The sequence below is a fragment of the Georgenia sp. Marseille-Q6866 genome, assembly GCF_965111665.1.
This window is the reverse complement of record NZ_CBCOOR010000005.1, coordinates 170,975-192,361: the sequence shown is the minus strand read 5'-3', so window position 1 is coordinate 192,361 and position 21,387 is coordinate 170,975. Positions and strand designations below refer to the sequence as shown.

The 21,387-nt window shown below is 70.2% G+C and carries 22 protein-coding genes; 11 read left to right on the top strand and 11 right to left on the bottom strand.

Annotated elements, in window-relative coordinates:
* The first annotated feature begins 15 nt into the window (after window positions 1–15).
* From ACWPXV_RS06585 to ACWPXV_RS06575, 3 genes are all read left to right on the top strand, one after another.
* A complete protein-coding gene (locus tag ACWPXV_RS06585; protein ID WP_454084482.1) occupies window positions 16–486 on the top strand; it encodes a PPOX class F420-dependent oxidoreductase in 471 nt (156 codons plus the stop codon).
* Between the two features lie 333 nt (window positions 487–819).
* On the top strand, window positions 820–2,502 hold the full coding sequence (locus ACWPXV_RS06580; RefSeq protein WP_454084481.1) for a sodium:solute symporter family protein: 1,683 nt from the start codon (window positions 820–822) through the stop codon (window positions 2,500–2,502).
* Between the two features lie 9 nt (window positions 2,503–2,511).
* The gene (locus ACWPXV_RS06575) at window positions 2,512–2,631 is read left to right on the top strand and encodes a putative transporter small subunit (RefSeq protein ID WP_454084480.1); all 120 of its coding nucleotides are present in this window, start codon (window positions 2,512–2,514) and stop codon (window positions 2,629–2,631) included.
* Here the strand turns inward: ACWPXV_RS06575 and ACWPXV_RS06570 are convergent.
* The 4 genes from ACWPXV_RS06570 to ACWPXV_RS06555 all read right to left on the bottom strand — a co-directional run bounded on the left by ACWPXV_RS06570 (window position 2,624) and on the right by ACWPXV_RS06555 (window position 6,640).
* On the bottom strand, window positions 2,624–4,111 hold the full coding sequence (locus ACWPXV_RS06570) for a peptide MFS transporter (RefSeq protein ID WP_454084479.1): 1,488 nt from the start codon (window positions 4,109–4,111) through the stop codon (window positions 2,624–2,626). The two genes, ACWPXV_RS06575 and ACWPXV_RS06570, sit on opposite strands and share 8 nt — an antisense overlap.
* Window positions 4,112–4,152: 41 nt before the next feature.
* Entirely contained in the window at window positions 4,153–4,824 is a 672-nt protein-coding gene (locus ACWPXV_RS06565) for a signal peptidase I (RefSeq protein ID WP_454084478.1), read from the bottom strand.
* 28 nt (window positions 4,825–4,852) lie between these two features.
* Window positions 4,853–5,452 carry a TasA family protein gene (locus ACWPXV_RS06560; RefSeq protein ID WP_454084477.1) on the bottom strand — a complete coding sequence of 200 codons (600 nt, stop codon included), beginning with the start codon at window positions 5,450–5,452 and terminating at the stop codon, window positions 4,853–4,855.
* Between the two features lie 204 nt (window positions 5,453–5,656).
* Window positions 5,657–6,640: a diaminopimelate dehydrogenase gene (locus ACWPXV_RS06555; RefSeq protein WP_454084476.1), complete on the bottom strand. Its 984-nt coding sequence runs from the start codon at window positions 6,638–6,640 to the stop codon at window positions 5,657–5,659.
* 181 nt (window positions 6,641–6,821) lie between these two features.
* On the opposite strand from ACWPXV_RS06555, the gene ACWPXV_RS06550 reads away from it, so the two are divergent.
* Together ACWPXV_RS06550 and ACWPXV_RS06545 are read left to right on the top strand one after the other, a co-directional pair.
* Window positions 6,822–7,808 (top strand): ABC transporter ATP-binding protein, encoded by a 987-nt coding sequence (locus ACWPXV_RS06550; protein ID WP_454084475.1) that lies wholly within the window; start codon window positions 6,822–6,824, stop codon window positions 7,806–7,808.
* Window positions 7,805–8,794, top strand: a complete 990-nt coding sequence (locus ACWPXV_RS06545) for a hypothetical protein (RefSeq protein ID WP_454084474.1) — start codon at window positions 7,805–7,807, stop codon at window positions 8,792–8,794. The genes ACWPXV_RS06550 and ACWPXV_RS06545 overlap by 4 nt, the downstream gene beginning before the upstream one ends.
* 6 nt (window positions 8,795–8,800) lie before the next feature.
* Here ACWPXV_RS06545 and ACWPXV_RS06540 read toward each other — a convergent pair whose 3' ends face one another.
* The 7 genes from ACWPXV_RS06540 to ACWPXV_RS06510 all read right to left on the bottom strand — a co-directional run bounded on the left by ACWPXV_RS06540 (window position 8,801) and on the right by ACWPXV_RS06510 (window position 15,442).
* Window positions 8,801–9,790 (bottom strand): ArsA family ATPase, encoded by a 990-nt coding sequence (locus ACWPXV_RS06540; RefSeq protein ID WP_454084473.1) that lies wholly within the window; start codon window positions 9,788–9,790, stop codon window positions 8,801–8,803.
* Window positions 9,781–10,005 (bottom strand): cory-CC-star protein, encoded by a 225-nt coding sequence (locus ACWPXV_RS06535; protein ID WP_285884065.1) that lies wholly within the window; start codon window positions 10,003–10,005, stop codon window positions 9,781–9,783. Before ACWPXV_RS06535 ends, ACWPXV_RS06540 begins: the two co-directional genes overlap by 10 nt.
* A 46-nt stretch (window positions 10,006–10,051) precedes the next feature.
* Window positions 10,052–11,752 carry a carbon starvation CstA family protein gene (locus tag ACWPXV_RS06530; RefSeq protein WP_454084472.1) on the bottom strand — a complete coding sequence of 567 codons (1,701 nt, stop codon included), beginning with the start codon at window positions 11,750–11,752 and terminating at the stop codon, window positions 10,052–10,054.
* A gap of 120 nt (window positions 11,753–11,872) precedes the next feature.
* Window positions 11,873–13,600: a BCCT family transporter gene (locus tag ACWPXV_RS06525; RefSeq protein ID WP_454084471.1), complete on the bottom strand. Its 1,728-nt coding sequence runs from the start codon at window positions 13,598–13,600 to the stop codon at window positions 11,873–11,875.
* A 73-nt stretch (window positions 13,601–13,673) separates the two neighbouring features.
* Window positions 13,674–14,150, bottom strand: coding sequence for a hypothetical protein (locus ACWPXV_RS06520; protein WP_454084470.1), 477 nt, complete (start codon window positions 14,148–14,150; stop codon window positions 13,674–13,676).
* Between the two features lie 90 nt (window positions 14,151–14,240).
* Complete coding sequence (gene mtnN, locus ACWPXV_RS06515) at window positions 14,241–14,996, bottom strand: 5'-methylthioadenosine/S-adenosylhomocysteine nucleosidase (RefSeq protein ID WP_454084469.1); 756 nt, start codon at window positions 14,994–14,996, stop codon at window positions 14,241–14,243.
* Complete coding sequence (locus tag ACWPXV_RS06510) at window positions 14,993–15,442, bottom strand: S-ribosylhomocysteine lyase (RefSeq protein ID WP_454084532.1); 450 nt, start codon at window positions 15,440–15,442, stop codon at window positions 14,993–14,995. Before ACWPXV_RS06510 ends, mtnN begins: the two co-directional genes overlap by 4 nt.
* A gap of 447 nt (window positions 15,443–15,889) precedes the next feature.
* Between ACWPXV_RS06510 and nrdH the strand changes: the two genes are divergently transcribed.
* The 6 genes from nrdH to ACWPXV_RS06480 all read left to right on the top strand — a co-directional run bounded on the left by nrdH (window position 15,890) and on the right by ACWPXV_RS06480 (window position 21,380).
* Window positions 15,890–16,135 (top strand): glutaredoxin-like protein NrdH, encoded by a 246-nt coding sequence (gene nrdH / locus ACWPXV_RS06505; RefSeq protein ID WP_454084468.1) that lies wholly within the window; start codon window positions 15,890–15,892, stop codon window positions 16,133–16,135.
* Window positions 16,136–16,230: 95 nt separating this feature from the next.
* A complete protein-coding gene (gene nrdI, locus ACWPXV_RS06500; RefSeq protein WP_454084467.1) occupies window positions 16,231–16,647 on the top strand; it encodes a class Ib ribonucleoside-diphosphate reductase assembly flavoprotein NrdI in 417 nt (138 codons plus the stop codon).
* Window positions 16,644–18,767, top strand: coding sequence for a class 1b ribonucleoside-diphosphate reductase subunit alpha (gene nrdE, locus ACWPXV_RS06495; RefSeq protein WP_454084466.1), 2,124 nt, complete (start codon window positions 16,644–16,646; stop codon window positions 18,765–18,767). The genes nrdI and nrdE overlap by 4 nt, the downstream gene beginning before the upstream one ends.
* Before the next feature lie 45 nt (window positions 18,768–18,812).
* On the top strand, window positions 18,813–19,790 hold the full coding sequence (gene nrdF / locus ACWPXV_RS06490) for a class 1b ribonucleoside-diphosphate reductase subunit beta (RefSeq protein WP_454084465.1): 978 nt from the start codon (window positions 18,813–18,815) through the stop codon (window positions 19,788–19,790).
* Window positions 19,791–19,934: 144 nt separating this feature from the next.
* Window positions 19,935–20,774: an SDR family oxidoreductase gene (locus tag ACWPXV_RS06485; RefSeq protein ID WP_454084464.1), complete on the top strand. Its 840-nt coding sequence runs from the start codon at window positions 19,935–19,937 to the stop codon at window positions 20,772–20,774.
* A 36-nt stretch (window positions 20,775–20,810) separates the two neighbouring features.
* On the top strand, window positions 20,811–21,380 hold the full coding sequence (locus ACWPXV_RS06480; RefSeq protein ID WP_454084463.1) for an AAA family ATPase: 570 nt from the start codon (window positions 20,811–20,813) through the stop codon (window positions 21,378–21,380).
* Window positions 21,381–21,387 lie beyond the last annotated feature (7 nt).

Sequence of the window (21,387 nt, the reverse complement as noted above, 5' to 3'; positions counted from 1 at the left end):
CCTACGATGGTGCGCATGCCTCGCATCGCCACCGCCGACCGCGTGATCCGCGAGGACCTCCTCGCCTTCGTGCGCGACCGTCACCACCTCGTGCTGCTCACCAGCAGGGCCGACGGCCGCCCCCAGCTCTCGCCCGTCTCCGGCGGTGTCGACGCCGAGGGCAGGATCGTCATCTCGACCTACCCGGACCGCGCGAAGGCGGTCAACCTGCGGCGCAACCCCGCGGCGTCCGTCCTCGTGCTCTCCGACGACTGGGACGACGCATGGGTCCAGGTCGACGGGACCGCGGAGGTCCTCGACATGCCCTCGCCCGAGGCGGAGGACGCGCTCGTCGAGTACTACCGCTGCATCGCGGGCGAGCACCCCGACTGGCAGGAGTACCGCGAGGCGATGCGCCGCCAGGGCAAGTCCCTGCTGCGCATCACGGTCACCGGGTGGGGGCCGGTGGCCACCGGCGGCTTCCCACCGGACCGCGCCCCCGCCTGAGCCTCATCAGCTCACCTCGACCGATCCCGCCTCAGCCCCGCCACCATGCGGAAAACGGGCACTCGCATGCCCGGATACACGCCGACGGTTTAGGCATCCTTGACCGATCTTGCTAGTGTCCGTCGCGTTGGTCGGCGCCCGCGCTCCCCGCTCACCGCTGGTGGGAGAGCTTGCCTGGCGCGCTGACCGGGCTTCCTGGCCCGACGTCGGGGAGCCGCACGCGCCGGTGTGCACGGACTCCCGGACGCCCTGCGGGGCCGGTCCGGCGGGCCGGCGCGCCCGTGTGCCTTGAGATCCGCGAGGCCGTCCGGGCCCGCCGAGGAGAGGAAGTCCATGAGTCCCGAGGGAACCGCAGGCCAGCTGAGCGCTCCCCTCATCATCGCGCTGCTCGTCCTCTTCTACGGCGGGACGCTGCTCATCACCTTCACGATCAGGAAGAAGAACGAGAACGCCGACGGGTACATGACGGCCGGCTCGAAGATCGGGTTCGGCGTCTCGGCGGCGTCGATGACGGCGACGTGGATCTGGGCGTCCTCGATGTACGCCTCGGCCACCGCCGGGTACACCTACGGCGTGTCCGGCCCCATCCACTACGGGCTGTGGGGCGCGCTGATGATCCTGTTCATCTATCCCTTCGGCCGGCGTATCCGGACGGTCGCCCCCCGCGCGCACACCCTCGCGGAGGTGATGTACGCCCGCCACGGCCGCTCGAGCCAGCTCATGCTCGCCGGCTCCAACGTCCTCGGCAGCGTCATCAGCCTCACCTCGAACTTCATCGCCGGCGGGGCGCTCGTCGCCATGCTCTCGCCCTTCAGCTTCCAGCAGGGCATCGTCACCATTGCGGGCAGCGTGCTGCTCTACACGCTGTGGTCCGGCTTCCGGGCCTCCGTGCTCACCGACTTCACCCAGGTGATGGCCATGCTCGGGGCCGTCGTCGTCATCATCCCCGTCATCTTCTTCGCCGCCGGTGGCCCGGCGATCTTCGCCGAGGGCGCGGCCGCGCACGTGACGCCGCAGCAGCAGAGCTTCTTCTCCTCCGACGCCTTCCTCAACCAGGGCGCGCCGTACATCGCGGCCGTCCTCGCCTACGCGATCGGCAACCAGACGATCGCCCAGCGGCTCTTCGCCGTCCGCGAGGACCTCATGAAGCCCACCTTCGTCACGGCGACCGTCGGCTACGGCGCGACGATCATCGGCATCGGGATGCTCGGCGTCCTCGCCCTGTACCTCGGGATCGAGCCGGCGGGCGGGGACGTCAACAACCTCATCCCGCAGCTGGCCACCACCTACCTGGGCCCGGTGCTGCTCGCAGTCTTCTTCATCATGATCATCGGTGCGCTGTCCTCCACCGCCGACTCCGATCTCTCGGCGCTGAGCTCGATCATGATGGCCGACGTCTACGGCCAGAACGTCGCCGGCCGGAAGCACGCGAACCCACGCACGATGCTCCTCGTCGGGCGGGTGACGATGATCGTGGCGACGGCGGCCGGCCTGTACTTCGCCAGCGGGCAGATGAACATCCTCGAGCTGCTCGTGTTCGTCGGCGCGCTGTGGGGTGCCCTGGTCTTCCCGGTCATCGCCAGCTTCTACTGGGGCCGGGTCACCAACGCCGCCTTCACCGTCGCGACGCTCAGCGCCATCGCGCTCTTCGTGCCGGTCCGCTTCGAGCTCGTCCCGATGAGCGGCCCGGTCGGTCTCCTCGTCGACGTCCTCGCCGTCATCGGCGTCGGCGTCGTCCTCGGCCTCATGTGCTTCGGCTTCTTCGGCCTGCGCGTGGCGCTCGCGGTCGGGACCGTGGCGACCGTCGTCGTGGCCCCCTTCGGGATCGGGTTCCTCCACGACTACACCGTGCTCAGCGCCTCGCTGGTGGCCTACGCGGTGAGCACGCTCGTGTGCGTGGCGGTGTCCCTGCGCAGCCGGGAGAACTTCGACTTCTCGCTCATCGCCCGCCGTACCGGTGACTTCGACCAGCGTGACGACGCCGTCGACGCCCCCGCCCCGACCCCGACCCACTGAGAGGCAGACATGCTCACCTTCTACGTCCTCATGTGGCCCGCCGCCGTGGCGGTCGTGCTCTTCGTGATCGCCCGCGGCTTCTACCGCGACTGGCGCGAGGCCCGTCGCGAGGGCCGCCAGCTCATCTGATGCCGCGCATGGCCCGCGTGATCCGCGGCGCCAGGGCGAGCAGGACCAGCCCGATGCCGATCGTCACGGCGCCCAGCGTCCCGAAGTAGGCCACCTCGTTGTCCTCGCTGTAGAAGCCGGCGAGTGAGCCGGACAGCGCCGTGCCCAGGGCCACGGAGAGGTAGAACAGCGACACCATGAGCACCGGGTAGGCCTTGGGCGCGAGCTTCGTCGACAGGGACAGGCCCACCGGGGACAGCAGGAGCTCACCGCACGTCGCGACGAGCATGATGAGCGCGATCCAGAGCACCGGGACCGCGGCCGTGCCGGCCATGGGCAGGAAGATGAGGAATGCGGCGCCCATGAGCATGACGCCGAGGCTGAACTTCACCGGCGTCGTGGGCTGCCGGCGGCCGAGCCGCGTCCACAGGGCTGCGAACACCGGCGCGAGCAGGATGATGAAGGCCGGGTTGAAGGACTGCACCCACGGGATCGGCATCGTCCAGCCCCCGACCTCGCGGTTGAGGCGCGTCTCGGAGTAGATCGTGATCACCGTGAACTGCTGCTGGAACAGCGCCCAGAAGGCCACCGATCCGACGAACATAGGGATGAAGGAGACCACCCGCGAGTGTTCGTCGCCCTTGACCTTCGGGCTGGTGAGCAGGATCGCGAAGAGGACGACGGCGGCGACGGCGGTGGCCACGACGACGACGTCGGCCAGGTTGCCGGGGGTCAGCAGGCCGGTGAGGGCGGCGACGACGATGACGACGACGGCCCCGACGGCGATCGCCCCGTACCGCCCGTACATCTCACGGGGCAGCGGGTCGGGCACCCGGCGGGTGGGGTGGGGCAGGTGGCGGCGGGCCAGGGAGTACTGGACGAGCCCGATCGCCATGCCGACGGCGGCGAGGCCGAAGCCGAGGTGGAAGCCCCAGGCCTCCTGGACGATCCCGGTGAGGAGCGGGCCGAGCAGGCCGCCGATGTTGATCCCCATGTAGAAGATCGAGAAGCCGGCGTCGCGGCGGGGGTCGTCGGCCGTGTAGAGGGCGCCGACGAGGTTGGTGATCGTCGCCTTGAGGCCGCCGGAACCGATCGCGACGAGGATGAGACCGACGCCGAGTCCGACCACGCCGGGCACGACTGCCAGCGCGACGTGCCCGAGCATGATGAGGACGGCGCTGGCGTACATCGTCCGCTCGGAGCCGAGCAGACGGTCGGCCACCCAGCCGCCGAGGATGGAGAAGAGGTAGACCGATCCGCCGTAGGCGCCGACGATCCCGGCGGCGACCGTCCGGTCGATCCCCAGACCACCCTGGGTGGCCTCGAAGTACATGTAGAGCAGGACGATGCCCTGCATGCCGTAGAAGGAGAACCGCTCCCACAGCTCGACGGAGAAGAGGTTCGCCAGGCCGCGCGGCTGGCCGAGGAAGCTACCGACCTCTCCGCTGCCTCCAGGCGCTGCGGGTGACGTGCTTGCGGTTGCCGGGTCCTCGGAAGCCATGGGGGCCATGGTCCGCCTGCGTCCTGGGCGACGCAATCGGGTCAGGGGGTGGCGGGGGCCTGGGTGGTGAAGGTCACCGGGTAGCTGAGGGTGGAGTGGAAGGTCGCCTCGGCCTCGCCCGACGAGAGGACGGCCACCGCGAGGAGAGCCGCCCCGCTCACCGGGCCCCAGGTTCGCCTTGGAGCCGCGTGAGCGGGGGAGCGGTGGCGGCCGTCGCGCTCGCGGACCCTCCCGAGGAGGACGCAGGCGCCCACGCCGAGCACCGTGAGCACCATCGGCGGGTAGCGGCCCTGCGCCGCCCACGCGTACGGCAGCCCCACCCACGGCACGCGCAGGACGCCGACGCCGTGGACGGCGTCCGCCGTGACAGGCAGGGTGTCCGGCGCGTCGTTCGCGTCACCGCGCAGGAGGAGGCCGCCGTCGTCGTCGGTGCTGTCGAAGCGGTGGAGGAGCCGGCTGCCCTCCTCGCCGGGGGCATCGGCGAGGAGGACCTGGCCCGGGCGCAAGCGGCTCGCGGGGACCTCACGGGTGACGACGACGTCACCCATGCGGATCGCCGGCTCCATCGAACCGCTGAGGACCACGGAGGGCTGCCAGCCGATGAGGACCGGAAGCACCGTCCAGACGAGGAGGCCGGCCAGGGTGGCCAGCGCCGACCGTGCGCACAGCGCGACGGCGTGGCGGACCCACCGGTTCGGGGGCGCGTCGCTCACGGCGTGCTCCTTCCCGGGTGCGGGGCGGTCAGGAGGTGCTCTGCGCCTCGACGACGAAGCTCAGGTCGACCGTGTGTCCCTGGACGGTCTGGGGAGCGTCCTCGGCGACCTTGTAGGTGAAACGGAAGGTGCCCTGCTTGTACGGCTGCTCGGGACCGACGGGGTACTTCAGTCCCTTGTCGAAGGAGTCCATAGCAGCGAACTCAGCCAGCGTGCCCGCGAAGATCGTGCCCTTCGCCCGCTCGTCGAAGGCGGAACCGGCGCTGCCCTCGACGAGGAGGTCGATGTGGTCGGCGAGCCTCTCTCCCTCCGGCGCCGGCGTCGACGCGAAGCCTTCGCTGTAGAAGCTCACCTCGGCGTCCAGGGTGCCGCTGTAGGTCACCGTGATCTCTTCCGCGTCGTCATCGCCCGGGACGAGGTCCTCGATGCTGAACATCGGCGCTTCCGCGTAGTTGTCGGTAATGGTCACCGAGCCCGCGGTCCAGGTGTTGTCCTCGTTGGTCGTGGTGTCGGTGAAGGCGGCGTAGGACGCCTGCCAGATGAGCACGGCGCTGATGACGAGGCCGACGGGGACGGCGAGCCAACGTGCGTAGCGGGCCGAGCGGGACATCGAAGCAGTCGAAGCCATTGGGGTTCCCTCCATGGGAGTCACCGAGCCGAAGCTCGGGGGTCGCAGATCCATGCGAACGGATGAAGTCTGCGGCCGTGGCCATGGAGGGACAAGGCGTTTGCGTTGTGAGGTTAGCCATACGTTTGGACGATGCGCACAGTTCATTAGCACAACCTTCGGAGGAGGACTCCTACTTTCGACGTAGAGGGCCGGGATTCCGGGTCAGAGCAGCTCGGCGCGCAGCTGCTCGACCGGCTTCGGCGAGAGCAGTGACGGCGCGACATCGAGCACCGTGAGGGCTCCCGTCTCGCCGCGCTCGTTGAGCCGGGCCGCGGCGCGGGCGTACGCGACGAGCACGCTCGCGGTGAACTCGGGGTTGCTCCCCAGCTGCAGCCGGTACTCCACGACCTGGTCGTGTCCGCCGCCCGTGGTGCCGCTGCGGATGACGAAGCCGCCGTGGGGCATGTCCGCGTGCTCGCGCGCGAGCTCCTCCGCGGTGATGACGGTGACGGTCGTGTCGTAGTCGGCGAAGTAGTGCGGCATCGTGACGATGGCCCGCTCCACCTCCGCGGCGTCGGCGCCGTCCTCGAGGACGACGTAGCACTCGCGGACGTGCTTCTCACGGGTCTCGAGCGTCGGGCGGGAGCCGCTGCGGACCGCGTCGATGGCGGCGGGCGAGGGGACCGTGTACTGGACGCCGGCAGCCACCCCGGGAACGCGGCGCAGCGCGTCCGAGTGCCCCTGGCTCAGTCCCGGTCCCCAGAAGGTGTACGTCTCACCCTCGGGGAGGAGCGCCTCACCGAGGAGCCGGTTGAGGGAGAACATCCCCGGGTCCCAGCCCACCGCGACGATCGAGGTGTTGCCGCCCGCCCGTGCCGCGGCGTCGACGGCTGCGACGTACTCGGGGATGCGGGCGTGGGTGTCGAAGCTGTCGACGGTGGTGAAGTGCGCAGCGAGCTCGGGCCCCTGCTGCGGCAGGTCGTCCTTGGAACCGCCGCACAGGACGAGGACGTCGACCTCGCCGCGGTGGTCGAGCAGCTCGTCCCAGCGCAGGACAGGGGTCTGCGGCGTGGGCGGCTCGATCGTCGCGGGGTCGCGGCGGGTGAAGACGGCGTGCAGCGTCATGTCGGCGTTCTGCCCGACGGCGGCGGCTACGCCCCTGCCGAGGTTGCCGTAGCCGGCGATCGCGATGCGTCGCAGTCCCATGGGTCCTGCCCTTTCCCTCCGGTGGTGGTCCGCACCCACCGTACGCACGGCTGTGCGCCCCGTGCGCGTGCGCCCACCTGTCGACGACGCGCGCGAAAGCGCCGTCCGGCCGGGCCGTGAGCCGGTAGCCTCCCCCAAGGCTGGCTCTCGTCGGCCGTCTTCGTCCTCCCCTGGAGCCCCCATGAGCGACCTCGCGGTCGACACCTCCGCGCTGCGCAAGACCTACCGCCGTCGCGGTGGGGGCAGCGTCGGCGTCGAGAACCTTGACCTCCACGTGCCGGTCGGCGGCGTCCACGGTTTCCTCGGTCCCAACGGCTCGGGGAAGACGACGACGATCCGCATGCTCCTCGGTCTCATCCGCCCCGACTCCGGGTCGATGAGGATCTTCGACCAGGAGGTGCCCAAGCGGCTGCCGGACGTCATCGGCCGGGTCGGCGCGATCGTCGAGTCGCCCAAGTTCTTCCCCACCTTCACCGCGCGCCGCAACCTCGAGCTGCTCGCCGGTGCCATCGGGGCGCCGCGCGGCCGGGTGGACGAGGTGCTCGAGTCGACGGCGCTGTCCGAGCGGGCGGGGGACCGGTACAAGACCTACTCCCTGGGCATGAAGCAGCGCCTGGCGATCGCCGCCACGCTCCTCAAGTCCCCCGACCTGCTCATCTTCGACGAGCCGACCAACGGCCTGGACCCCGGTGGCATCCGGGAGATCCGCGAGACGATGCGCCGCCTCGGCGACGAGGGCCGGACTGTCCTCGTCTCCAGCCACATCCTCGCCGAGGTCGAGCAGGTCGCCGACACCGTCTCCATCATCGGGCGGGGCCGGCTGCTCGCCGAGGGACGGGTGGCCGACGTCATCGGCGCGCGCTCCGAGGCGGGCGCGATCAAGGTGGGCGTCGCAGACCTTCCGGCGGCCGAGCAGGTCCTCACCCGTGCCGGCCTGCGGGTCCGCGTCGACGGCGGCCTGCTGCGGGTGCGCGGGGTGCAGGACCCGGCACGGGTGACGGAGCTGCTCGCGCAGCAGGGCCTGTACGTCAGCGAGCTCACCGCCGAGCGGGTCGACCTCGAGCGCGTCTTCCTCGACCTCACCGCCGGCCAGGGCCTGGACGAGGGCTCCGGCGGTCGGCACGGCCGAACGCCCGGCCCGACGACGGACGGCGGTGACCCCGCATGATGCGGCTGCTGCGTGTCGAGCTGCGCCGGCTCTTCTCCCGGCGCCTCGTCGTCCTCACGATGCTCGGTGCGCTCGCGGCGTCCCTGCTCGTCCTGTGGGCGGCGTGGGACTCCTCCCAGCCGATGTCCGACGCGGACCTCGCCATGGCCGAGGAGATGTACCAGCAGGAGCTGGCGTACTGGGAGGAGCACGGCGAGGAGGACAGGGCCCAGTGCCTCGAGGACGAGGCCGCGGAGGCCGAGCGCCTCGGCGAGGACGTCGACTGGGGCTGCGAGGGCATGACCGCCCCGGAGCGCGAGTGGTACGTCTTCACCGCCTCACCGCTCCACGAGACCCTGCCCTCCTCGCTGAGCGCCGCGTCGACCTTCCTCCTGTTCGCGGTCGGTCTCGTCGGCGCGACCTTCACGGCGGCGGAGATCAGCACCGGCGCGATGAGCACCTGGCTGAGCTTCGAGCCGCGGCGCCTGCGGGTGTACGCCTCCAAGCTGGCCGCGGCCGCCATCGGCGTGGTGCCGGTGGCGGTCCTCTCCGTCGCCGTCGTCACCGCCGGCTCCTGGCTGATCGCCGACCACTTCGACCTCGCGTCCGGGATGGGCGCCGCCCAGTGGACCGACACCGCGTGGATGGCGCTGCGGATCCTTGGTCTCGCGGTCATCGGCGCGCTCGTGGGCGCCGCGCTGGGTTTCCTGCTGCGCCACACCGCCGGCGTCCTGGGCGCCGTGGTCGTCGGCTTCATCGCCAGCCAGATGCTCCAGGGACTCGTGCCACGGACCGCGCCCTGGATGCCGGTCACCAACGTCGACGGCTGGGTCCGGCACGGGACGACGTACTACACCGAGGAGTGCACGACCGAGGCCGGCGGCACGATGTGTGACCTCACCGAGCACGCGCTGGCCTTCGGGCACAGCGCGGTCTACCTGCTCGTCCTCACCGCCGTCGTCGTCGTCCTCGGCGCCGTCGTCTTCCGCCGCCGCGACGCCGTCTGAGCCAGGTCAGCGGGCGCGGGCGATCTCCTCGGCGAAGCGCGCGAGCGCGCGCTCCCCGACGACGTCCTCCACGAGCAGGGGCAGCTGGACGAGCGGGACGTGCGGCAGCGCGGTGCGGACGGTCTCCAGGTGGACCTCCTCCTGAGCGTGCCGCCGGGCGAGGAAGTCCCCACGGTCCGCGGGGGAGCGCTTGTTGACGACGAGCGCCCCCACCTCGACGCCGGAGCGCAGCAGCCTCCCGTAGAGCTCGACGGTCTCCAGTGCCGGCAGCCGTTCGGCGGCGAGCACGATGACGAAGGCCGTGCGCTCGCCGTCGGCCAGGAGGTCGCGTAGGGCGGTGAAGCGGGTCCGGCGGCGCAGGAGGATCCGGCGGATCTCCTGGTCGCGGTCCTCCCGGCGGTCCCGCCGGCGACCGGTGCCGACGATGTCCGCGGCTGCGCCGTCGTCGTCCATCGCCCTCATCGCCGCCCCGAAGCGGGCGGAGCGGTCCTGCCGCCGCAGCAGCCCCTCGGTCCACGCCGACATCGTCTCGGGCAGCGTCATGAGACGGGCGGTGTGCCCGGACGGTGCGGTGTCGAAGACGACGAGGTCGTGCTGCGGCTCCTCGAGGACCTCGGCGATCCGCTCGAGGACGGCGGCCTCGTGCGTCCCCGGGGCGTCGCGCGCGAGGTCGAGGTGCTTGGTCACCTCCCCGGACAGGTGCTCGGGCATGAGGCGGCGCATCGTGTGCCCGACGGCGGCGAGGTGCTCGTCGGTGGTCCTCGCCGGGTCGATCTCCAGCCCCTCGAGCCCGTCGGCGAGGGGGACGACGGCGTCACCGACCGTCCGCTGCCACAGGTGCCCGAGGTTGTGGGCTGGGTCCGTCGACACGACGAGCACCCGCCGTCCCGCCCGGGCCTGCGCGAGGGCGACGGCGGAGGCGACGGCCGTCTTCCCCACCCCGCCCTTCCCGCCGACGAAGAGCACCTGCCGCCGCGCGGCCAGCTCTAGCAGCACGAGAGGTGGTCCAGCGGGGAGCGGTCCATGCCCATGCGGCGGTGCCAGTCGTGGAAGCGGTCGTACATGACGGGCAGCAGCTCCACGGTGTAGTAGCTCGCGGGGTTGGGCACGCCGAGCGCCTCGGCGAGCACGATCATCATGAAGAGGTCGTCCTCGTCGCGCTGGGCGCGCGCGAAGGTGCGTCGGTACGGGCCGACGTAGAGCTCGCGCAGGCCCGCCGCGAGGCGGCCCGCGCGGGCGGGCGGGCGGGGTGCTCGGTCATCCGTCGACGCTGGTCTCCACCGCGAGGCTCTCGTCGTCGGTCTCGGGCGGGGACTTGCGGGCCTTGGTCATCGCGATGGTCGCTTCGAGGATCACCCAGATGGCCGCGACGATGATGACGAGGTCGAGGACGAGCAAGAGCCAGTTCTCGCTGGTGTAGAAGGTCCTCACCTGGACGATCGCCGCGAACAGCGACATCGCCATGACGAACACGAGCGGGATGAGGACGGGCAGGACGGGGCGGCGCTTGCGCAGCAGGATGACGGCGACGATCGACAGCGTGAGACCGGCGAGCAGCTGGTTCGTCGTCCCGAAGAGCGGCCAGATGACCATGCCGCCCGAGCCGTCCGCGCCCGCGCCGAAGGCCAGCCCCATGCCCACGACGAGGACGATCACCGTGGCGATCCCCTTGCCCAGCCGCAGGCCGGCCAGCTCGAGGGACTCCTGGACGACGAAGCGCTGCAGCCTGATGCCGGTGTCCATCGTCGTCGCCGCGAAGAGGACGGCCATGGTCGCGAGGATCGTCGCGCTCAGCGAGGCGGGGATCCCGAGCCCGGCGTTCATGATGTTCCCGCCGCCCTCGACGAAGGCGGCGACCCCGCCCTGGTTGAAGGCGGAGTAGACCGCCTCCCAGTCCGCCAGGGTCCGGTAGCCGGCGGTCGCGGCGATGATCGAGCCGAGGGCGAGCAGACCCTCGCCGACGGCGCCGAAGTAGCCGACGAAGCGGGCGTCGGTCTCCTTGTCCAGCTGCTTGGCGCTCGTGCCGGACGAGACGATCCCGTGGAAGCCGGAGATGGCGCCGCACGCGATCGTGACGAAGAGGAGCGGGACGAGGCTCGGCGTCCCCTCCGGGACGTTGCTGTTGAACGCCGGGGCGACGAAGTCGGGCGAGGCGATGAAGACCGAGAGGTAGAGGATGCCGAGGCCGACGAAGAGCTGCAGGCCGTTGATGTAGTCACGGGGCTGGAGCAGCACCCACACGGGCAGGACGGAGGCGACGCCGGCGTAGAGGAAGAGGACGACGACCCAGAAGGCCTCGGCGGACAGGCCGAGGACCGTGTCGGGAAGGACGACGGGGACGCTGTCCCCCAGGACGATGAGGGCGTAGAGAGCGATGACGCCGATGACCGAGACGGCGACGAGGTTGAGCTTCCACCGGTAGATCGCCTGCCCGATGACGAGGGCGACGAGGATGGCACCCCAGACCGGGATCACGGAGGTCGGGGTGCTGACGAGCAGGCCGGAGATGACGACGGCGAAGGCCGCGTTGACCATGAGCAACAGCAGGAAGATGACGACGAGGAAGAGGTTGCGGCCGCGCGCACCGATGTAGCGCCCGGAGAGGGTGCCGATGGACTGGCCCTTGTTGCGGATCGAGGCCCACAGCGCGCCGAGGTCGTGCATGCCGGCGAAGAAGACGGTACCGAGCGTGACCCAGAGGAAGGCGGGCAGCCAGCCCCAGATGACGGCCACCGCCGGCCCGACGATCGGCGCGGCCCCGGCGACCGAGGTGAAGTGGTGGCCCCACAGGACGTACTTGTTCGTCGGCACGAAGTCGACGCCGTCCTGGAGCTCGTGGGCCGGCGTGCGGAAGCTGGCGTTGAGCCGGTAGACCTTGCTGCCGAGGTACTTGGAGTAGAGGAAGTACCCGGCGAGGACCATGGCGATGCCGATGGCCGCGAGCAGCACTGAGTTCACGTCGCTCCGATCTTCGTCGTTGACGACCGGTGGAGCCTGCGGGTGCCCCGCCGCCGGCCGTGATCCAGGTCACCATAGCGGCTGTGGCGGGGCCCGCGGGCACCGCGGGGCTGCGTGGCGTCAGGTGCGCCGACGCCGACGCCGCGGGGGGCGGCTCTCCGGTGTGCTCACGTCCTCGAGGAGCCCGTCCTCCTGCAGGGTCTGGGCCACGTGGGCGGTGAACTGCTCCCGGCGCAGCTGCAGCTCCGCCTGCAGTGTCTTGTGCCGCTCGACCCGGAACTGGCGGACGAGCGCGAAGCACATGACGATCATGACGATGCTGAACGGCAGGGCGATCGAGATGGCCACGCCGCGCAGCGCCGTCAGGCCGCCGGCCAGCACGAGGGCCACCGCCACCGCGCCCTCGAGCACCGCCCACAGCACCCGGCTCCACACCGGCGGCTCGACGTTGCCGCCCGAGGCGAGCATGTCGACGACGAGGGAGCCGGAGTCGGAGGACGTGACGAAGAACAGGACGACGATGAGGATCGCCACCCCGATGACGAGCCCGGCCGCCGGCAGGTCGTCGAGAAGGAAGAACAGCGTGTTCGTCTCGTCGACGACGGCGTTGCCCTCGGCGTCGGTCTGCACCATCCCGCCGCCGCCGAAGAGCTCCCGGTACAGGCCTGAGCCGCCCAGCACGGTGAACCAGACGAAGCTGAAGACGGTCGGCACGAGGAGGACGCCCATGACGAACTCGCGGACGGTGCGCCCCTTGGAGATCCGGGCGATGAACACGCCGACGAACGGTGCCCAGGAGATCCACCAGCCCCAGTAGAAGGCCGTCCACCAGCTCTGCCACTCGATGCCCTGCTCGCCCGCGAGGGCGGAGGTGCGGAAGCTCAGCGCGATGATGTTCTGGAAGTAGGCGCCCGAGGCCTGGATGAGCTCGCGGAGCAGGAACATCGTCGGGCCGGTGACGGCGATGAAGAGCATGAGCGCCACCGCCATCGACATGTTGATGTTCGACAGCCACTTCATCCCCTTCGTCACGCCGCTGACGACGGAGAAGAGCGCGATGCCCGTGACGATCCCGATGATGAGGACGAGGACCATGTTGCTCGGCGTGGAGATGATGTCGAGGAACTCCAGCCCGCCGGCGATCTGCGTGACGCCCAGGCCCAGCGACGTCGCGATGCCGAAGACGGTTCCGACGACCGCGATGACGTCGATGACGTCGCCGAGCCAGCCCTTGGCCCGGTCGCGGAGCACAGGCTCCACGGTCCAACGGATGGAGATCGGCCGGTTGCGCACGTGGACGGCGTAGGCGATCGCGAGGCCGACGACGACGTAGATCGCCCAGGGGTGCAGTCCCCAGTGGAGGAAGGTGATGACCAGGGAGTCCTGCGCCCCCGCGGCGTCGCCGGCGACGATCCGGGAGGCGCGGTTCGGGATCCCGGCGAAGTGGTTGAGCGGCTCGGCCACTCCCCAGAACACGAGACCGATGCCCATGCCGGCCGCGAAGAGCATGGTGAGCCAGGACCCGAGCCGGAACTCGGGCCCCTCGTCGTCCCTGCTCAGGCGGATGTCGCCGAAGTGGCTCAGCCCCATCCACAGCGCGAAGACGACGAAGGCGGAGATGAGCGCGGTGTAGTACCACCCGAAGTAGGTGACGATGCCGTTCTGCACCGTCCCGATGGCCTCCCCCACCGCATCGCCGCCGACGATGGCGAGGACGACGAAGGCGAGGATGAGCACGAGGGAGGGCCAGAACACCGGCGGGTGGATCGACTGGTACCAGCGGCGTGGCCCGTCGTCGACGGGCTGCTCCGGTCCTGTCGTGGGCGAGGTCTCGGGCGGCGTGGCCACGGGGGGCGTCCTTCCGTCGTCGGGGTCCTGCGGCGACAGTACCGAGGGGCCGTGACGAGGGCACGAGGAGGCGTCAGCGCGTGGGCGGGTCCAGCAGCCGGGTCTCCTCGACCACCCGCGTCTCCGCGGCGGCGAGGCGGGTGCGTGCGGTCTCCGCGCGGCCGAGCGCGGTGGTGAGGCGCCCGGCGACCTCCGTGCCTGCCGGGCCGTGCGCCGCACCGTCACGGGTGGCGGCCAGCGTCGCGGCCAGTGCCGCGGAGCTCGCCCGCGCCTCCTCGACGGCGGCGGCCAGCTCCTCCGGCGCGGCGGAGGAGAGCTGGAGGCGGGCGAAGTGCAGGGAGGTGCCGGCCCGGGCGACGGCGTCGTCGAGCTCGTGGACGAGACGGCCGGCGCTCGCGTTGCGCTCGGCCTGGCCGGGCGCGGCGACGGGCCCGCGCTCCACGGGGCGGGTGCTGCGGCGCACGAGGAGCACGACGACCACCGCCACGCCTGCCGCGAGCACGACGATGACGCCGATGACCGGGAGCAGGGCGGACCAGGAGGTGAGCACGCTCCGATCCTACGGTCGGCCCCACCACCTACCAGCGAGAGCTGAGTTGTCCCGGGAACCGGCCGGCTCGTGACAGGGCGCGGTGGCGGCTCAGCCGTTGAGGACGGGGGCGGGGACGTCGAGGAGGTCGAGGACGACGTCGGCGGCAAGGGCGGCGACGTCGTCGACGGCGAGGCGGAAGTCGTCACCGGCGGTGGGCCCGCACAGGTCGGACACGCCCCGCACCGCGAGGTAGGGGATGCCGAAGGAGTAGCAGACCTGCGCGATGGCCGTGGTCTCCATGTCCGCCGTGAGCGCTCGCGGGAACGTCGCCCGGTGCGCGTCGACGGTGCGGCCGTCGACGAAGGAGTCGCCGGAGATCATCGCGCCGACGAGCACGCCGGGGCGGTTGCGCGCACGGTCGACGAGGGTGTCGATCGCCGGGTACGTGGCGGGCATGCCCGGCATCTGGCCCAGCGCGTAGCCGAAGGCGGTCGCGTCGGCCCCGGCGTAGGCGTGCTCGTCACCGACGACGACGTCACCCACGCGCACGCCGTCGGCGAGGCCGCCGGCCGACCCGGTCGAGACGACGAGCGGGGTGCGCACGGCGTGGACGGCCAGGGCCGTCGCCGTCGCGGCGTTGACGCCGCCGATGCCCGAGCGGATGAGGAGGAGCTGGCGTCCGCCGATGGTCGCGATGACGGAGCGTGCCATCCCGACGTGCCGCTGGTGGGCCAGGCTGTCGGCGCGCTGCTCGTAGGGCGCGATCTCCTCGTCCATGGCAGCGACGACGACGGCGTCGACGGTCGCGAGCGGGGCCGTGAGGGGGGCGCCGGGAGCGACCGGGACGCCGAAGAGCTCGCTCATGCCTGGACCTGCTCCCACTCGTCGCGCCGGTCGAGGAACTCGCGGGCGGCCGCCTGAGCGCCGCCGAGGTCGTGGCTGGCGCCCCAGCCGCACTGGACCTCGTTGGCGGCGGGCACCTCCGCGGCACCGAGGACGTCGCGGAGCGTCGCCTCGAGCAGGGGGAGGAAGGCCGGCAGGTCGGTCTCCAGGAGGAGGGCGTAGAAGCCGGTCTGGCAGCCCATGGGGGAGATGTCGACGACGGCGTCGGTGTGGCTGCGCATGTGCTCGGCCATGAGGTGCTCGAGGGAGTGCACGACCGGCATCTCGAGGTGGTCGACGTTCGGCTGGCAGAAGCGGATGTCGAACTTGGTGAGCGTGTCACCGCCCGGCAGCGTCTTGGCGTCCGCCACGCGCACATAGGGCGCCTTCACTGCTCGGTGGTCGAGGTTGAAGCTCTCGACGTTCATCTTCCTCACGCTTCCCATCATGGGCGATGGCTCTGGGCCTGTCTCCGGCAGGTGCGTGTGGGTTTCACCACCCGCCGCGGCACCGACGGCAATCTCGACGGCTGTCCTCAGGTCTGTCCACCACCTGTGGACGACACGCCGAGGACGGGTGTGCACACACGGCCGCCGCCGGGGATGTCAGTGCTCGGTGGGATGGTGGCGACAGGGCCCGACGAGGCGGCGATACGGCCTCCACAGGCCGTCCCCAGGCAGAGGAGCGTCATGCACAGAAACTGCGGCAGGCTGTGGATGACACGCCGAAAACGCGACTCGCCGACACAACACCTTGGGGTTGTTCCGAAGCCGGACCACTAGGTGTAGTGTCGTGCCCAGTCGTCCAGAGAACTACACGTCTGTCGTTCCACCGCCTCCGCCGGCGGGGAATCGCAACCGAGGGGAGATCCTCCGATGAGCATCACCGTCTTCAGCAAGCCGTCCTGTGTGCAGTGCGACGCCACCTACCGCGCGCTGAACAAGCAGGGGCTGGAGTACGAGGTCGTCGACATCTCCACCGACGCCGAGGCGCTCGAGACCGTCAAGGCGCTCGGCTACCAGCAGGCTCCTGTGGTCTTCGCCGACGGCGACCACTGGTCGGGCTTCCGGCCCGACAGGATCAAGGCGCTGGCGGCGCAGGCCGCCTCCGTCGCGGTCTGACCCACAGACTTCGGCCGGGTCGCCCTCACCCGGCGACCCGGCCGAGACCAGCCGGGCCCCGGCCCGGCGACGCAACCGACTTCCGAGGGGGTGACATGGGAAACCTCGTCTACTTCTCGTCGGCCTCCCAGACCACGCACCGCTTCGTGGAGCGGCTGGGCCTGGAGGCGCACCGCATCCCACTGCGGCCGACGGAGCCCTTCCTCACCGTGGATGAGGAGTACGTGCTCATCGTGCCGACCTACGGGGGCGGCAACCAGCGCGGGGCAGTGCCCCGCCAGGTCATCAAGTTCCTCAACGACGTCGACAACCGCGGGCTGTGCCGCGCGGTCATCGCGGCAGGGAACACGAACTTCGGCACCGCCTACTGCCTCGCGGGCGACATCATCTCCGCGAAGCTCCAGGTGCCCTACCTGTACAGGTTCGAACTACTCGGAACAGCAGAGGACGTCTCGCGCGTCCATGAGGGATTGGGACAGTTTTGGCAGCAACGGTCACTGATATCGGCATGACGCAGGGCGCGGCTCCGGAGCTCGACTACCACGCCCTCAACGCGATGCTCAACCTCTACGACGCCGACGGGAACATCCAGTTCGACGCCGACCGGCAGGCGGTCGACGCCTACTTCCGTCAGCACGTGGAGCCGAGCTCCGTCACCTTCCCGAGCGTCGCGGAGCGCCTGCGCTACCTCGTCGAGGAGGGCTACTACGAGAAGGAGGTGCTCGAGCAGTACTCCCCGGAGTTCCTGGACCGGGTCTGGCAGTTTGCCGACTCCCTCGACTTCCGCTTCGAGTCCTTCCTCGGCGCCTTCAAGTACTACACCTCGTACACGCTCAAGAGCTTCGACGGGAAGACATACCTCGAGCGCTTCGAGGACCGGGTCGTCATGGTGGCCCTCGCGCTCGCGGCCGGGGACGAGCAGGTGGCGCTCGACATCGTCGAGGAGGTCATCTCCGGACGGTTCCAGCCGGCCACGCCGACCTTCCTCAACGCCGGTAAGTCCTCGCGCGGTGAGCTCGTCTCCTGCTTCCTCCTGCGCACCGAGGACAACATGGAGTCGATCGCTCGCGGCATCAACTCCGCGCTCCAGCTCTCCAAGCGTGGCGGTGGGGTCGCCCTCTCGCTGACCAACCTCCGTGAGGCGGGTGCGCCGATCAAGCGCATCCAGAACCAGTCCTCCGGCGTCATCCCCGTGATGAAGCTCCTCGAGGACTCGTTCTCCTACGCCAACCAGCTCGGGGCCCGTCAGGGCGCCGGTGCGGTGTACCTCAACGCCCACCACCCCGACATCATGAAGTTCCTCGACACCAAGCGGGAGAACGCGGACGAGAAGATCCGCATCAAGACCCTCTCGCTCGGCGTCGTCGTCCCCGACATCACCTTCGAGCTCGCCAAGACGAACGCGGACATGTACCTGTTCTCGCCGTACGACGTCGAGCGGGTCTACGGGGTTCCCTTCTCCGAGATCAGCGTGACGGAGAAGTACGACGAGATGGTCGCCGACGACCGCATCAAGAAGACGTCGATCAAGGCGCGTGACTTCTTCCAGACGATCGCCGAGATCCAGTTCGAGTCCGGCTACCCGTACGTGATGTTCGAGGACACGGTCAACGCCGCGAACCCGATCGACGGCCGGATCAGCATGTCGAACCTGTGCTCGGAGATCCTCCAGGTGTCCACGCCGTCGTCGTACAACGACGACCTCTCCTACGCGGAGGTCGGCAAGGACATCTCCTGCAACCTCGGCTCGCTCAACATCGCCAAGGCGATGGACTCCCCGGACCTGGGCAAGACGATCAGCACGGCGGTCCGCGCGCTGACGGCGGTCTCCGACCAGACGCACATCACCTCGGTGCCCTCGATCCAGAAGGGCAACGACGAGTCCCACGCCATCGGCCTGGGCCAGATGAACCTCCACGGCTACCTCGCCCGCGAGCGGGTGTACTACGGCTCGGAGGAGGGCATCGACTTCACGAACATCTACTTCTACACGGTGGCCTTCCACGCGATCAGCGCGTCGAACAAGCTGGCGATCGAGCGGGGCCGGTCCTTCGCGGGCTTCGAGCGCTCCACCTACGCGAGCGGTGAGTTCTTCACCAAGTACACCGAGCAGGAGTGGGTGCCGAAGACCGAGCGGGTGCGTGAGCTCTTCGCCGGCGTCCACATCCCCACCCAGGAGGACTGGCGCGCGCTGGCCGCCTCAGTGAAGGAGCACGGCCTGTACAACCAGAACCTCCAGGCCGTCCCGCCCACCGGCTCGATCTCCTACATCAACAACTCGACCTCCTCGATCCACCCGATCGTGTCGAAGATCGAGATCCGCAAGGAGGGCAAGCTCGGGCGCGTGTACTACCCGGCGCCCTACATGACCAACGACAACCTCGAGTACTACGAGGACGCGTACGAGATCGGCCCCGAGAAGATCATCGACACCTACGCCGCGGCCACGCAGCACGTGGACCAGGGCCTGTCGCTGACGCTCTTCTTCAAGGACACCGTCACCACCCGCGACCTCAACAAGGCGCAGATCTACGCCTGGCGCAAGGGCATCAAGACCCTCTACTACATCCGCCTGCGGCAGATGGCGCTCGAGGGCACCGAGGTGGAGGGCTGCGTCAGCTGCACGCTCTAGCAGCACCGCACTGACCGCCCCCCGCAACGAGACGCACAGGAAGAGATGCACGTGGAGAAGCTCAAGCTCGTCGACCGGGTCCAGGCCATCAACTGGAACCGTGTGCAGGACGAGAAGGACGTCGAGGTCTGGGACCGCCTGACCGGGAACTTCTGGCTGCCCGAGAAGGTGCCGCTGTCCAACGACATCCAGTCGTGGAACACGCTCAGCGTGGCCGAGCAGACGATGACCACCCGGGTGTTCACCGGGCTCACGCTGCTCGACACCATCCAGGGCACGGTCGGCGCGGTCAGCCTCATCCCCGACGCCGTCACGCCCCACGAGGAGGCGGTGTACACGAACATCGCCTTCATGGAGTCGGTGCACGCGAAGAGCTACTCCTCGATCTTCTCCACGCTCATCTCGACGCGGGAGATCGACGGCGCCTTCGCGTGGTCGGAGGAGAACGAGCACCTCCAGCGCAAGGCCGCGATCATCATGGAGTACTACCGCGGTGACGACCCCGAGAAGCGCAAGGTCGCCTCGGTGATGCTGGAGTCGTTCCTCTTCTACTCGGGCTTCTACGCCCCGATGTACTGGTCCTCGCGGGCCAAGCTCACGAACACGGCCGACCTCATCCGCCTCATCATCCGCGACGAGGCCGTGCACGGGTACTACATCGGCTACAAGTTCCAGAAGGCCATCGAGACGGCCTCCCCGGAGCGTCGCCAGGAGCTCAAGGACTACACCTTCGAGCTGCTCCTGGAGCTCTACGACAACGAGGAGCAGTACACCGAGGACCTCTACGGCCCCCTCGGCCTCACCGACGACGTCAACGCTTTCCTCCGCTACAACGCGAACAAGGCGCTGATGAACCTCGGCTACGAGGGCCTGTTCCCCAAGGACCAGACCAACGTCAACCCGGCGATCCTCTCCTCGCTGAGCCCCAACGCCGACGAGAACCACGACTTCTTCTCCGGCTCCGGGTCCAGCTACGTCATCGGCAAGGCCGTGGACACCGAGGACGAGGACTGGGACTTCTAGACCCAAGCCCGTACGCCGAGAGCTGGACTGCGCCCCGCGTAGTCCAGCTCTCGGCGCTTTGTGGGGGTGCGCGGGACCTTCGACCGTCGTTCGGGTGCCACCGGTCCGCAAGAGTGGGGACCACACCGAACATCGGAGGATCCCATGGCACGCACCTACGTCATCACCGGCGCCGGCTCAGGCATCGGCGCCGCCGCCGCGCGACTGCTCCGTGAGGCGGGAGCGACCGTCGTGGGAGTCGACCTGCGCGGCTCGGACGTCACCGCCGACCTCTCCACGCCCGCCGGGCGCCAGGAGGCGGTCACCGCGGTGCTCGAGGCCACCGGCGGGACGGTCGACGCCGTCATCGCCTCGGCCGGTGTCTCCCTCCCCAGCGCGCTGACCGTGTCGGTCAACTATTACGGCGTCACCGAGTTCCTCACCGCGCTGCGACCCACGCTGGCGCAGTCCGCCGCGCCGCGGGCAGTCGTCGTCAGCTCGATGTCCTCGCTCCAGCCGAACTACCCGCCGCTCGTCGAGGCGCTGCTCGACGGGGACGAGGCCGCGGCTCGGCAGATCGCCGAGCAGCTGTCCGCGGACCCGCAGACCGGCAACCTCATCTACGCCTCCTCCAAGCGGGCGATCTCCCGCTGGGTCCGGACCCAGTCGGTCACCGCGGAGTGGGCCGGCGCGGGGATCCCGCTCAACGCCGTCGGCCCGGGCATCGTCACCACGCCGATGACCGAGGAGCTGCTCGCGTCGCCCGAGTCCACCGCCTTCGTCGACGCCGTCGTGCCGATGCCGCTGAACTACCACCAGCCCCCCGAGTCGATCGCCAACCTGTGCATCTGGCTGACGTCCGTGGAGAACAGCCACTGCGCGGGGCAGACCATCTACTGCGACGGAGGCAGCGACGTCGTGCTCCGCGGGGAGGACGCCTGGAGCTGGGCCGACGCGACGGTCGGGGAGTACTTCGGGCAGCTCATGGCCGGAGCCACGGAGTAGTCCCGCCCGGGCAGCGCGCCGCGTAGCATTCCGCGCGTGCTGCGCCACGACGACCCCCTCCCTCGCCGCCCGCGCCGCGTGCTGGTGGCGGGGGTGTCGGGCGCCGGCAAGACGACGCTCGCGCGGCGGGTCGCCTCGGTCGTCGGCGCGCCGCACACGGAGATCGACGCGCTCTTCCACGGCCCCGGCTGGGTGCCGCGCCCGCAGTTCCTCGACGACGTCCGCGCGCTCGTCGCCCAGGACGCCTGGACCACCGAGTGGCAGTACGCCGATGCGCGGCCACTCCTCGCCGAGCGTGCCGACCTCCTCGTCTGGCTCGACCTGCCCTTCACCACCGTCACCCTGCCCCGCCTCGCGCGGCGCACGCTCCGCCGCCGGCTGCGTCGGGAGGAGCTGTGGAACGGCAACGTGGAGCCGCCCCTGTGGACGGTCCTCACCGACCGTGAGCACGTCGTGCGCTGGGCCGTGCACACCCGCACCAAGCTCCGCGCGCGGGTGCCGGCCCTCGAGCGGCAGGTGCCCGGGCTCGTCGTGGTCCGCCTTCGCTCGCCGCGGGAGGTCACCGGCTGGGTGGACGGACCGCTCCGGCGCGCGGTGCGGACCTGAGCCGTTC